The sequence below is a fragment of the Curtobacterium sp. ME26 genome (assembly GCF_903970945.1).
In the GTDB taxonomy this organism is placed as follows: Bacteria; Actinomycetota; Actinomycetes; order Actinomycetales; family Microbacteriaceae; genus Curtobacterium; species Curtobacterium citri.
The window spans coordinates 97,742-109,628 of the sequence record NZ_CAJCKG010000009.1 but is presented as its reverse complement, the minus strand read 5'-3'; the positions used below and the strand labels follow the sequence as shown (position 1 = coordinate 109,628).

12 protein-coding genes are annotated in these 11,887 nt (G+C 72.8%); 6 read left to right on the top strand and 6 right to left on the bottom strand.

Going from position 1 to position 11,887, the window contains the following annotated elements; genetic code table 11:
• Positions 1–55: 55 nt before the first annotated feature.
• The 3 genes from H7A69_RS05905 to galU all read right to left on the bottom strand — a co-directional run bounded on the left by H7A69_RS05905 (position 56) and on the right by galU (position 2,936).
• Entirely contained in the window at positions 56–1,180 is a 1,125-nt protein-coding gene (locus tag H7A69_RS05905) for a hypothetical protein (RefSeq protein ID WP_182046196.1), read from the bottom strand.
• Between the two features lie 116 nt (positions 1,181–1,296).
• Positions 1,297–1,956, bottom strand: a complete 660-nt coding sequence (locus H7A69_RS05900) for a GNAT family N-acetyltransferase (protein ID WP_069711290.1) — start codon at positions 1,954–1,956, stop codon at positions 1,297–1,299.
• Positions 1,957–2,045: 89 nt separating this feature from the next.
• Positions 2,046–2,936 (bottom strand): UTP--glucose-1-phosphate uridylyltransferase GalU, encoded by an 891-nt coding sequence (gene galU / locus H7A69_RS05895; RefSeq protein WP_069711291.1) that lies wholly within the window; start codon positions 2,934–2,936, stop codon positions 2,046–2,048.
• Between the two features lie 113 nt (positions 2,937–3,049).
• Here galU and H7A69_RS05890 point away from each other — a divergent pair, with 113 nt between their 5' ends.
• The 3 genes from H7A69_RS05890 to mscL are packed head-to-tail and all read left to right on the top strand — an operon-like array spanning position 3,050 to position 4,486.
• On the top strand, positions 3,050–3,634 hold the full coding sequence (locus H7A69_RS05890; RefSeq protein ID WP_069711292.1) for a 5-formyltetrahydrofolate cyclo-ligase: 585 nt from the start codon (positions 3,050–3,052) through the stop codon (positions 3,632–3,634).
• 1 nt (position 3,635) lies between these two features.
• Positions 3,636–3,926, top strand: coding sequence for an FmdB family zinc ribbon protein (locus H7A69_RS05885; RefSeq protein WP_069711293.1), 291 nt, complete (start codon positions 3,636–3,638; stop codon positions 3,924–3,926).
• A 56-nt stretch (positions 3,927–3,982) separates the two neighbouring features.
• Positions 3,983–4,486, top strand: a complete 504-nt coding sequence (gene mscL, locus H7A69_RS05880) for a large conductance mechanosensitive channel protein MscL (protein WP_182046195.1) — start codon at positions 3,983–3,985, stop codon at positions 4,484–4,486.
• Positions 4,487–4,591: 105 nt separating this feature from the next.
• Here the strand turns inward: mscL and H7A69_RS05875 are convergent, their stop codons facing one another.
• The 3 genes from H7A69_RS05875 to H7A69_RS05865 are packed head-to-tail and all read right to left on the bottom strand — an operon-like array spanning position 4,592 to position 9,394.
• The gene (locus H7A69_RS05875) at positions 4,592–5,176 is read right to left on the bottom strand and encodes a CDP-alcohol phosphatidyltransferase family protein (RefSeq protein ID WP_182046194.1); all 585 of its coding nucleotides are present in this window, start codon (positions 5,174–5,176) and stop codon (positions 4,592–4,594) included.
• 17 nt (positions 5,177–5,193) lie between these two features.
• Positions 5,194–5,520: a hypothetical protein gene (locus H7A69_RS05870; RefSeq protein ID WP_182046193.1), complete on the bottom strand. Its 327-nt coding sequence runs from the start codon at positions 5,518–5,520 to the stop codon at positions 5,194–5,196.
• Between the two features lie 49 nt (positions 5,521–5,569).
• Complete coding sequence (locus tag H7A69_RS05865; RefSeq protein WP_411469350.1) at positions 5,570–9,394, bottom strand: AAA family ATPase; 3,825 nt, start codon at positions 9,392–9,394, stop codon at positions 5,570–5,572.
• A gap of 113 nt (positions 9,395–9,507) precedes the next feature.
• Here H7A69_RS05865 and H7A69_RS05860 point away from each other — a divergent pair, with 113 nt between their 5' ends.
• The 3 genes from H7A69_RS05860 (at position 9,508) to H7A69_RS05850 (ending at position 11,884) form a co-directional block, all read left to right on the top strand.
• Complete coding sequence (locus H7A69_RS05860; protein WP_220456195.1) at positions 9,508–10,395, top strand: HpcH/HpaI aldolase/citrate lyase family protein; 888 nt, start codon at positions 9,508–9,510, stop codon at positions 10,393–10,395.
• Between the two features lie 10 nt (positions 10,396–10,405).
• Complete coding sequence (locus H7A69_RS05855; protein ID WP_182046192.1) at positions 10,406–10,903, top strand: DUF6264 family protein; 498 nt, start codon at positions 10,406–10,408, stop codon at positions 10,901–10,903.
• Positions 10,904–11,008: 105 nt separating this feature from the next.
• A complete protein-coding gene (locus tag H7A69_RS05850; RefSeq protein WP_182046191.1) occupies positions 11,009–11,884 on the top strand; it encodes an aldo/keto reductase in 876 nt (291 codons plus the stop codon).
• The last annotated feature ends 3 nt before the right edge of the window (positions 11,885–11,887 follow it).

Below are 11,887 nucleotides of genomic sequence, written 5' to 3'. Positions count from 1 at the left end.
CACCACCGTGAGCGCGATCCGAAATCGGGACGCGGCGGCCGGGCGTGCCGCGGCGTCAGACCGCTCGACGTCGACGCATGACCGCGTCGAGGTCGGTCTGCCGGTAGTCGTCGTCGCCGATGACGCCCATGCCGGCCCAGCGGCTCGGCGTCGCGGGCTGCTCGGGCTCGGGCGCCGCAGCAGCCGGAGCGGTTGCTGCGGCCGGCGAGGCCGGAGCGGTGGACGCGTCGGCGGACGCGGGTGCACGGAGCCCGAGCCGTTCCGCCAGGCGCCCCTGGTCGTGCGAGGACAGCGAGGCCGCGGCCTCCTCGACGTCGGCACGCAGGCGGGACACCCGCGCGAGCGACGGGTCCTGCTCCCCCGCGCGGATCGCCGCCGCCTCGGCGTCTGCCTCGGCCTTCGCCGCGGCGACGCGCTCGCGCAGCCGGGCGGCGAGCTCCGCCGACGACTCCGGCGTGGGCGCCGGCGCCGACGGCCGCTGCACGTAGAGCGGCTTCGGCACACCGGCCGGGGTCCAGCTGCGGTCACGGGCGGGTCCGGCGGGCTGCTCGGTGGACAGCGGCGGCGCCGGGTCCGTCCAGGTGGCGGCCGGACGGGAGGCACGGGTCGCCTCCGCAGCCCCGGCCGCGGCACGCGCCTTCCGCGCCTGCGCCACCTGGTGCAGCTGTGCGAGGACCGCTGCGGACCCGCCCGCGGCGACGAGCCCCGCGACGGCGACGAGCCACGCTCCGGGTGCCGCGACGAGGACGACGAGCGCGACGACGATCCCGAGCGTGCCGAACAGGGTCGCACCGAGCCGGGACCGACGCATGCGCATCGCGGTGAGCGCGGGGACGGACGAGACACGCTCGAGGGTCGGCTGCTGCTCGGCCAGACGCCGGGTGATCTCCCGCTGCCGCGCCGCCTCGTGGGCGCGGACGATCGCGGTGCGCTTGGCCTCCTCGGACCGGGCGACGCGCTGCGCCTCCGCGAGGGACCGTGCGTTCATCTCGACCCGGACCTCGTCGGGGAGCTCGGCGGTCTGGGCGAGGATGCGCAGGGTCTGCTGCAGCCGGATCGCGTTCCGCTCGGTGGCGAGGTACTGGCGACGAGCCGCCCAGGACGGCATGAGGTAGACGACCCAGAGCACGGCCGCGATGAGCAGGACGATGCCGCCGCCCCAGGAGCCGATACCTGCCATGGGGACACGGTAGGGGTGCGGGTTCCCCCGGCCGCTGATTGCCGGACGCGTGTTGCGCGAGTCGCGACGGAATCCGTCGGAGGAGGCGGTACCTCCCGTCCGTCAGCGGCGGTGCGTCAGATCCGGGGGCGCGTGTCGAGCGGGACCGCCGCCTCGTCGCGCGCGGCGAGCGGGACGCTGCCGACGCCGGACGGCACCCGGCCGGCGACCCAGCGGTCGAGGACGCCCTCGCGGACCTCCTCGGCCACGAGCGCGAAGCAGAAGTGGTCGCGCCAGTCGCCGTTGATGTGGATGTAGCGGCGGCGCAGGCCCTCGAACCGGAAGCCGAGCTTCTCGACGACGCGGAGGCTCGGGGCGTTCTCCGGTCGGATGCAGATCTCGACGCGGTGGATGCCGACGACGCGGAAGCAGTGGTCGACCGCCATCGCGACGGCGATCGGGGTGACGTTGTGCCCGGCGGCGTCCTCGACGACCCAGTAGCCGATCGACGCGCTGCCGAGGGACCCGTAGGTGATCCCGGAGACGTTGAGCTGCCCGACGAAGCGGCCGTCGAGCTCCATCGCGAACGGGAGCCCGAGCCCCGCCCGGGCGTTCGCCTGGAGCGCCCGGATGCTGCCGCGGACGTCGGTGGAGACGTGCCCGGAGGGGTTCGTCGCCTCCCACGTCCGGAGCCACGACCGGTTGGTGGCGAGCGCGACGTCGAGGTCGCGGGTGTCACGGAGCCGGAGGGGCCGGATGGTGACCCGCCCGTGGGACAGGGTCGGGATCGTCGTCATCGCTGTGGTTCCTCCGGTGCCCGGTGGTCGACCGGGTGGATGCACGAACGGGCCCGGGGGCGACCCCGGACCCGTTCGTGACGGGGTGGCTACTCTCCCGCGTTGAAGTCCTTCAGCCAGGCCTTGAGGTCCGGGCCGAGGTCGTCGCGGTCCGAGGCGAGCTGCACGATCGCCTTGATGTAGTCCAGCTTGTCACCCGTGTCGTACCGGCGTCCACGGAACACGACGCCGTACACGCCGCCGGTCCACTCCTCGGCGCCCGCCATCTTCATGAGCGCGTCGGTCAGCTGGATCTCGCCGCCCTTGCCCGGCTCCTGCTTCTCGAGGACGTCGAAGACCTCGGGGCGGATGACGTAGCGGCCGATGATGGCGAGGTTCGAGGGGGCTTCGCCCTGCGGGGGCTTCTCGACCAGGCCGGTGATCTTCACGACGTCGTCGGTGTCGGTCTCCTCGACCGTGGCGATGCCGTACATGTGGGTCTGCGACTCGGGGACCTCGAGGAGCGCGACGATCGTCGCGTTCTTCTGGCCCTGCACCTCGATCATGCGCTTGAGCAGCGGGTCGCGGGCGTCGATGATGTCGTCGCCGAGCAGGACGGCGAACGGCTCGCGCCCGACGTGCATCTTGGCGCGGAGCACCGCGTGGCCGAGGCCGAGCGGGTCGCCCTGGCGGACGTAGTGCATGTCGGCGAGGTCGGTCGACTGGTTGACCTTCTGGAGCTTCTCGTGGTCGCCCTTCTTCTTGAGGGTCTCCTCGAGCTCGGCCACGTGGTCGAAGTGGTTCTCGAGCGCGTTCTTGTTGCGTCCGGTGATCATCAGCACGTCGGTGAGACCGGCGCCGACGGCCTCCTCGACCACGTACTGGATCGCCGGCTTGTCGACGACCGGGAGCATCTCCTTCGGCATCGCCTTGGTCGCGGGGAGGAAGCGCGTGCCCAGGCCTGCGGCCGGGATCACCGCCTTCGAAATCTGGAAGCCCATGCGGATGAACGTACCGGACGACCACTGAGCCGTGGCATGGGCCTTTCGGGGGACACGGCAAGCCGCGTCCTGCGGCGGGAAGCCGCAAACCCGGTCTCGGTAGACTCCCCGCCATGACCGCCGATCTCGGGAACGAGAAGCGCGCCCTGCGAGCCGAGCTCCGGCAGCGGCGGCGCACCCGGACCACGACCGAGCGCGACACGGACACCGTGGGGCTGACCGCCACGCTGCAGCGCTTCGTGGAGGAGCGGCAGGTCCGCTCGCTCGCGCTCTACCTGTCCGCCCCCGACGAGCCCGACGTGCGTCCCTTCCTCGTGTGGGCGCACGAGCACGGCGTCCGGGTGCTGCTGCCGATCACCCGCGAGGACGGCCTGCTCGACTGGGCGGTCGGCGACGGCTCGACCGAGCAGCAGGGCCTGCACGGCATGCCCGAGGTGGTCGGCGAGCTGCTCTCCCCGCTCGCGCTCGGCGACGTCGACGCCATCCTCGCGCCGGCGGCCGCGGTCGGGCACGACGGTTGCCGGATGGGCTGGGGACGGGGTTACTACGACAAGACCCTCGGGTCGATGGCGAACCGCCCGCCCGTCTATGCTGTGATCTTCGACGCGGAGTACCTCGACGAGGTCCCGCGCGAGGCCCACGACGAACCCGTCGACGGCATCATCACGCCGTCGCGCATCATCACCTTCCGGAGCTAGGGTGCCCACCTACTCGTACCGCTGCACCGAGTGCGACAACGCCTTCGACGTCAAGCAGTCGTTCTCCGACGCCACCCTGACCGAGTGCCCCGTGTGCGGCGGCGCCCTGCGCAAGGTGTTCTCGCCGGTGGGCGTCACCTTCAACGGCGGCGGGTTCTACCGCACCGACTCGCGGTCGACGCCGAAGGCCGAGGGGTCGTCGTCGGCGTCCGGCACGTCGTCGACGAGCGAGCCGAAGAAGAGCGAACCGAAGAAGACCGAGTCGAAGCCGGCCGCTCCCAGCGCTTCCTGACGGACGCTCGCCACCGTCGGTACGGTGGGGTCTCCTCGACACGGAAGGAGGCCCGCGTGAAGGGCTTCAAGGAGTTCCTGCTCCGCGGGAACGTCATCGACCTGGCCGTCGCGGTCGTCATCGGTGCCGCGTTCACCGCCATCGTCACGACGATCGTCAACGCGCTCATCAACCCGCTCATCGGCGCGGTCTTCAACGCGTCCTCGCTGGACGAAGCGCTCAAGGTCGACATCCCGACGGTGAGCGGCGGCAAGCCCGCGACCCTCTACTTCGGCGCGATCATCGGCGCCGCGCTGAACTTCGTGATCGTCGCCGCGGTGGTGTACTTCGCCCTGGTCGTCCCGGTCAACCGGCTCAAGAAGATCGCCTTCGAGCGGGTCAAGAACGACGAGCAGCAGACGCCGCAGGACGTCCCGCCGACCGACGTCGAGGTGCTGCTCGAGATCCGCGACCTGCTCCGGACGCAGAACGGCGTCGCGGCGGACACCGGCGGCGGCGCGCACGTGGCCCCGTCGACCGCGCCCGAGGGTCCGGGCATCGGCGGCTCGACGAAGCTCTAGTCGCGTCGAACCACGGAACCGACGTCGAACCACGCTGCAGGGCGGGTTCGACGTCGGTTCCGTGGTTCCACGAAGACGGAGGCGGGGCGAAGGCCGGCCGGCGGCTCAGGCCGTGCGGGACACCGTGCGGCGCTTCGCGGCGAGGGCCGCGGCGTACTGGGCACCCGCGATGACGTGGCCGATCGTGCCGAGCCAGACGAACACGAGCGCGAGCACGCGGATCCAGTCGTACTGCGACGCCCACGACGTCGAGGAGAACAGCAGGAGCGGCAGCCCGACGAAGAGCAGCGCGGACCGGATCTTGCCCGTCCACGTGACGTCGAGGTCGGGGTTGCCGCGGAACCACAGCCACGAGAGCACGACGAGCACCAGGTCCACGAGCACGATGATCGCCACGCTCGGCCACGGCAGCAGGCCGACGAGCACGAGCGAGAGCACGATCGCGATGATCGCGAGCCGGTCGGCGATCGGGTCGAGGGCCTTGCCGAGCTCCGACCCCTGGTCGAACTTCCGGGCGATGAACCCGTCGGCCCAGTCGCTGACGCCGAGCACGACGAGCGTGACGAGCGCCCACCCCGGGTGACCGGCGACGACGAACCCGATGAACACGGGGATGAGCACGAAGCGCACGAGCGTGATCAGGTTCGGCCACGTCTGCCAGTCGGGTCGCTGTCGCGCGGTGTCAGTCATCGCCCCCAGGCTACCCGTCACCAGTGCGGGGGCACGTCCCCCCGGAGTCGGGCGTCGTTCTCGCCCTCGCGGTGGCGGGCCGGTTCCGGCGGCGCGGCCGGGTCGTAGCCCGGCACCGGGCGGGTGGTGACGCGCCTGCCGGGGCGGGAGGCGCCTCCCGGCCGTGCCGCCGTGTCGTCTGCAGGACGGACGCCGTCATCCGCAGCGGGGACGCCGTCGGCCGCGGGGCGGACGGGAGGCGCGGCCTCCGCCGCGTCGTCGGCCCGCGTCCACGTGCCCACCAGCTGGTCGGTCTCCGACGTCACCGGCCCGGCGGCGCGGGACGCACGCCGGGACCGGGTCATGGGCGAGCGGGGCCCGGAGCGGGCACGCTGGGATGCATCTCCGGCCTGCTCACCGGCGAGCGGGGATCGGTGGGATGGAGATCTCCTGCGTCGCACCGCGGTCGACACCGAGGACCGACGCGACCGTGTCCGCGACGCGGTCCGGGTCGGAGAACAGCTGGAAGGCGTGCACGCGCACGTAGTGCCACCCGAGTCGGCGGAGCACCTCGGGCCGGAGCCGCAGCGTCTCGCGCAGGGAACCACGGACCAGCGAGGCGTCCGTCTCGATCGTCACGCAGACACCGCCGTGCGCGGCCACCAGGCCGAGCTTGCCGCGGTGGCCGAGCGCGACCGGGATGCCGCGCATCTCGAGCCGGCGGGCCAGGTCGACGAGCAGCGGGTCGGAGTCGTCCGGCACGTACTCGGCCGCCGTGCGGGCGCGGACCTCGGCGAGGATCTCCGCCAGCGCGACGGTGCCGTGGCCCATGCGCTCGGCCTCGATGTCCGAGGGCTGGAAGCAGGTGACGATGATCATCGAGCGGCGCGCCCGGGTCATCGCGACCGCCAGCAGGCGCTCCCCGCCCGGCTTGCCGAGCGGACCGAAGTCGCGGAGCACCCGACCGTGCGGTGTCCGGCCGTAGCCGATCGAGAACACGACCCGGTCGCGGCTCTGGGCCACGGACTGCTCGAGCGTCGCGACGATGAACGGCTCGGCGCGGTCGCCGATGACGAACTCGGTCAGGTCCTTGTGCCCCTGCGCCGCGGTGAGCACGGCCTGCTCGACGCGCACGGCGTGCTTCGCCGAGGCGGTGATCACCATGAGCGACTCGGTCGGCCGGGTGCGGGCGTGGTCGAGCACGAGCCGGACGACGCGGTCGACCTCGGCGTCGACGCTCTCCACGGCACCGGACTCGGGGTCCGGCACGGCCTTGCCGTCGCTGACGTAGTCGATCGCGATCGAGCCGTGCCCGAGGAACGACCCGGCCCACGGCAGCGACTCGATGCGGCCGCCGTAGAAGCGGCGGTTCACGAGCTCGGCGAGGTCCTCGCCGCCGGCGCGGTACGAGCGGGTGAGCGACAGCGTCGGCAGGAGCGTCGACAGCTTCGCGAGCGCGGAGTCGGCGTGCAGGGCGTCGAGCGTGCCCTCGTCGACCTGCAGGGCACGGCGGTCGGGGTCGACGGCGATGCCGAACGGCGACGGGGTCTGCGTGACCGGGTCGCCGAAGACGACGGTCTGCCGCGCACGACGGACGGCGCCGACGGTCTCGGCGATCGTGACCGCACCGGCGTCGACGAGGATCACCGTGTCGAACGGCATCGTGTCGGCGATGTCGGGCACCTCGTACGGGCTCGCGAGCCAGACTGGCGCGATCGAACGGGACAGGTGCGGCGCGGAGTCCTGCAGCAGGCGCGAGGTGATCGCGCCCTCCTTGAGCTGCGTCTTCAACGCGGTCGCCTCGTCCGGCCAGTCGACGAGGCCGACCTTCCAGTTCTCGGCGAGCTGCCACGCCAGGCCCTGCGAGACCCCGGCCGCGTGCGCGTCGTCCACCAGGCGGAAGTCGGCCTCCACCCGGTCGAGCATGTCGGTGTTGCCGCCGAGCAGTGCCCGGTCGGACTCGAGCATCGTCTCGAGCGCGGACTGCCACCAGGCGAGCTCGAGCTCGGCCGGCACCTGCAGGTCCGGCACGTGCCGGTTCGCCAGGTCGGTGATGAGCGGCTCGAGCTGCAGGTCGCGGAGGGTCTGCATGAGCTCGGTGCGCTCCTGCAGGTTGTGCAGGACGTCGGACTCGGCGGCGAGCTCGGCGATGGTCGGCACGAGCTCGTCGATCGGCAGGTTCGCGAGCTGCCGGTCACGGTCGGTGCGGCCGAGGGGCTCGTCGAGCCGCGCGAGGTCCTGCACGACGTTCGAGAAGAGCACCTGCACGTCGCCGATGCCCGTGGGCACCTCGGGGTTCACGCCCGCGGCGACGTACCGCTGCCAGAGCACGCGCTGCTGCTGCACGCGGGTCAGGGCCTCGTGGAGGTCGGACACGTGCACGCCGGGGCGGACGTACTCGCGTGCCAGCTTCTTCAGGCGACGACGGTTCGTCGACGACATCGGAGCGCCCTCGCCCCGCGGTGCGGTGGCGGCGACGAGCTCGGAGACCGACCGGTCGAACACGACGGGCAGGAAGCGGTCGAGGGTGTCGCGGATCTCGGTGAGCAGGCGGAGGTAGATGCCGAGCTCGTTGATCGTCGTGAACTGCCGCATCCGGGTCGTCGCGACGAGGTCGTGCGCGCGGCGGAGCAGCGTCGGCAGGCCCTCGGTGTCGAGGTCCTGCGCCGTGCGGTGGGCGCGCTGCGCGCCGTCGCTCGAGCCGAACTTCGCGCCGTACCAGGGCGAGTCGTCGGGGCCGTAGCGGAACTCGCCGAGGTTCGCGGCGCTGACCATCGTCTCGGCGACGCGCGAACGCCCCTCGACCATGCTCGTCACCGAGCGCTTCGACAGGCGCGCTGTGGTGGACGGCGGCACCGGCAGGAGCGACAGGCGGGACAGCTCGACGAGGCAGTCGAGCACCGAGACGCCGAAGTCCGGGTCGACCCGGGTGAGCGAGCCGCGGTAGTCGGTGAGGACCTTGCGGAGACGGACCAGGGCGTCGTCGACCTCGCGGAGGTTCGGACGCTGCGACTTCTCGTTGCGGGCGATGGCCCGGACGACGTCCCGGCGCAGCGTGGCCGGGGTGACCGCGACGCCGGGCAGCTGGACCTCGGCGAACCGGGCCGCGATCCCGCGGAGCGTCGCCCGGCGTGGGCTGACCACGAGGACGCGCTTGTTCGCCGCCACGAGGCCGCCGAGCGCGTTCACGATGGTCTGCGTCCCGCCGGTGCCCGGCAGCGTCTTCACGACGATCGAGTTGCCGGCCGTGATCTGCGCGATCACGTTCTCCTGCTCGTCGTCGGCGTCGAGGAGCAGCGTGTCCGTCTCCGGGCTGCGCTCGTCCGACGGGGTCTGCTCGACCGGGTGGTAGGACTGCTCGACCTGCCACTTCGCGCTCGGGTTGCCGGCGAGGGCGTCGAGCACGGGGTGCGACAGGTCGCCGGTGTCCTCGACCATGCCGCTGGCGACCTCGGCGAAGGTCGACACGACCAGGCGCGCGTGCACCGAGAAGCCGGGGATGTGTGCGGTCAGGCCACGGAGCCGGTCGATCACCGGGTTCGGCGTGAACGAGCCGTCCTGCTGCGCGAGCGCGACGAAGGACTGCGCGTCGAGGATGACGCCGTGCTGCTCGTGCAGCGCGTCCGCGAGGCCGGGGTTGAGGACGGGCTCGCCGAGCAGGCGCACCTCGAAGTCGCGGCCGTGGCGACGGATCGCGAGCGGGCGCAGGAGCACCGGTCCGCGGAAGTGCTCGTCGCCGTGCTGCCAGTCCGCCATGCCGATGCCGAGCTTGACGGCGTCGATGCCGCGCACGGTCGCGAGCTCGGTGCCCTTCGCCTCGACACGGGCGGCGGCGATGCGGGCGGCGCGCAGCGCCACCTCGTCGCGGATGAGGCTCGACAGCAGCGTCGTCTTGCCCGTGATGAACTGTGCGAGTCCGCCCGGGTGCGTCGTGGACAGCTCGATCCGGGCGCGCGGGTGGTCGCTGAAGTGGGTGAGCGGGCTCGTGCCACCGACACCGGTCAGCTGCGTCCGCCACGCGTCCCACGTCGGTTCGGCGGCGTTGCCGGCCTGGAGGCGCGGGTCACCCAGGCTGATCGCCTGCGGGCTCGTGAGCTGCAGCTCGGGACGCAGGGTGCGGTCCGGCTCGTCCGTCACGACGGTCTCCTGCTGCTGCCCGGCCTCGGGCGTCGGGGCAGCATCGACGGGGACGTCGTCGTTTCCGTCGTCCGCGCCGTCGGTCACCCTGTCTCGCCACACATCCGACACTGTAGGCGGAAGCGGGCGACCTCTCGGGCAATGACCCGAGGTTTCGGGGTTTCCGCGGGAGCCCGATGCCGGTTCGGGAGGGCCGGTGTGGTACCAACGAGGACATGGCCACCGACGACCGCACCGCCCCGTCCGCCCCCGCCACCTCGACGGCGGGCCCGGACCGCCGCCGATCGGTCCCCGCCGAGATCTCCCGCTCCTGGCTCCTCGTGCCGGGCACCGCGGCCGACCGCTTCGAGCGCGCGCAGCGGTCCCGCGCCGACCAGATCATCCTCGACGTCGAGGACGCGGTGGACCCGGCCGCCAAGCCGGGTGCACGACAGACCGTCGCCTCGTGGCTCGCCGGCGGCGGCGAGGCCTGGGTCCGGATCAACGACGTGACCACCCCGTTCTGGGAGGACGACGTCGAGGAGCTCCGCGGCCTGCCCGGTCTCCAGGGCGTGATGCTCGCGAAGACCGAGTCGCCGGCGCAGGTCACGGACACGTGGCACCGGCTCGGCGGCCACACGCCGGTCATCGCACTCGTCGAGTCCGCGCTCGGCATCGAGGAGTCCACCTCGATCGCCCGGGCGCAGGGTGCGTTCCGTCTGGCGTTCGGCTCCGGCGACTACCGGCGCGACACCGGCACCTCGGCCGACACGCTCGCGATGGCGTACCCCCGCTCGCGGCTGGTCGTCGCGTCGCGCGTCGGCGACCTGCCCGGCCCGATCGACGGACCCACCGTGGGCTCGGCGCACGCCATCCTCCGTGAGCAGTCCCAGGTCGCGGTGTCGCTCGGCCTGACCGGCAAGCTCTGCCTGGACACCGAGCAGCTCCCGGTCATCAACGAGGTCATCTCGCCGACGCCGACCGACGTGGCGTGGGCGCAGGACTTCCTCGACGACTTCGACGCCCGCGGGCAGGTCATCCGCGACGGGTCCGACCTGCCGCGGCTCGGCCGTGCGCAGAAGATCCAGCGCCTCGCCCGGGCGTTCGGCGTCGAGGCACGGTAGACCGGTCCCCATGACCTGGTCGCACCCGTCCGGCGGTCCGCCGCAGTCCTCGCCCTCGGGGCCGAGCGGTGCCGAACGCGCCGCCTGGGAGCGCGGGGGCACGACGCTGTTCCCCGCCGGTCGGGTCGCCGACCGCGTCTCCACCGTCCTGCTGCTCGCGTCCGGCGCCGTGCTGACGGTGCTCGCCGTCGTGATCGGGATCATCGCGGTCGTGTCCGCCGCCGCGAGCTGCGACGCTGCGGCGGGGTGCTCGCCCGGCCGGTTCCTCGGCGGCGCCGCGATCGCGGCCGGCGGATCCTTCGTGATCGGTGTCGTGACCGTCGTGCTCGCGATCGGCGCGTGGGTGCGCCGGCGCTCGTCCTGGTGGATCGCGGCGATCGGCTTCGTGCTCGCGATCGCGGTCGTCACGTGGGGCGGGGTCGTCTTCGCCGAGGCCACGGACGGCAGCGCGGCGGGGTCGGTGACCGCGGCGGCCGCGAGCGGACCCGCGGAGCCGACCGCCGGCTGAGGCGCGACCGACCACCGGACGCACGGCGCGGTGCGGGCCGGCACCGCGCCTCCCGTCCGTGTCGACGCTGGGAGTCGCGGTGCCGCCCCGGCGCATGCTCGGGGCATGAAGCAACGAGTCATCGGAGACGTGTCGGTCAGCGCCATCGGACTGGGCGGCATGCCCATGTCGATCGAGGGGCGTCCCGACGAGCGACAGGCGGTCGCCACCATCCACGCGGCGCTCGAGGCGGGCGTCACGCTCATCGACACCGCCGACGCCTACCACCAGGCGGGCCACGACGAGGTCGGCCACAACGAGCTCCTGATCGCGAAGGCGGTGCGGGAGTTCCGCGGCGACACGGACGCCGTGCTCATCGCCACCAAGGGCGGGCACCTGCGCCCGGAGGCCGGCCCGTGGGCGCAGGACGGTCGGCCGGAGTACCTCAAGGAGGCCGCGAAGGCCTCGGCGGCTCGGCTCGGCGTCGACGCGATCGGGCTGTACCAGTTCCACCGGCCGGACCCCGCGGTGCCGTACGCCGACTCGGTGGGGGCGCTCGCGGAGCTCCTCGACGAGGGCGTCATCCGCATGGCGGGCATCTCGAACGCCGACCCCGACCAGATCCGCACGGCGAACGAGGTCCTCGGCGGGCGACTCGCGTCGGTGCAGAACCAGTACTCGCCGGCGTTCCGCTCCAGCCAGCCGGAACTCGACCTGTGCGACGAGCTCGGCATCGCGTTCCTGCCGTGGAGCCCGCTCGGTGGCATCGCGAAGGCGGCGGACCTCGGCACCGCGTACGAGGACTTCGCCGTGATCGCCCGCGAGCGTGACGTCTCGCCGCAGGTCGTGGCCCTGGCGTGGGAGCTGCAGCAGAGCGACGTCGTGGTCCCGATCCCGGGCGCATCGCGGCCGCAGTCGATCCTCGACTCGGTCGTGGCGGCGACGATCAAGCTGCGCGACGAGGACGTCGAGCGGCTGGACCGGTCGCAGCCCGCCGCCTGACCC

Excerpts from the sequence above, each read along its gene's own strand:
- H7A69_RS05905 (WP_182046196.1), bottom strand. The coding sequence starts at position 1,180 with ATGGCAGGTATCGGCTCCTGGGGCGGCGGCATCGTCCTGCTCATCGCG.
- H7A69_RS05900 (WP_069711290.1), bottom strand. The coding sequence starts at position 1,956 with ATGACGACGATCCCGACCCTGTCCCACGGGCGGGTCACCATCCGGCCC.
- galU (WP_069711291.1), bottom strand. The coding sequence starts at position 2,936 with ATGGGCTTCCAGATTTCGAAGGCGGTGATCCCGGCCGCAGGCCTGGGC.
- H7A69_RS05890 (WP_069711292.1), top strand. The coding sequence starts at position 3,050 with ATGACCGCCGATCTCGGGAACGAGAAGCGCGCCCTGCGAGCCGAGCTC.
- H7A69_RS05875 (WP_182046194.1), bottom strand. The coding sequence starts at position 5,176 with ATGACTGACACCGCGCGACAGCGACCCGACTGGCAGACGTGGCCGAAC.
- H7A69_RS05870 (WP_182046193.1), bottom strand. The coding sequence starts at position 5,520 with ATGACCCGGTCCCGGCGTGCGTCCCGCGCCGCCGGGCCGGTGACGTCG.
- H7A69_RS05860 (WP_220456195.1), top strand. The coding sequence starts at position 9,508 with ATGGCCACCGACGACCGCACCGCCCCGTCCGCCCCCGCCACCTCGACG.
- H7A69_RS05855 (WP_182046192.1), top strand. The coding sequence starts at position 10,406 with ATGACCTGGTCGCACCCGTCCGGCGGTCCGCCGCAGTCCTCGCCCTCG.
- H7A69_RS05850 (WP_182046191.1), top strand. The coding sequence starts at position 11,009 with ATGAAGCAACGAGTCATCGGAGACGTGTCGGTCAGCGCCATCGGACTG.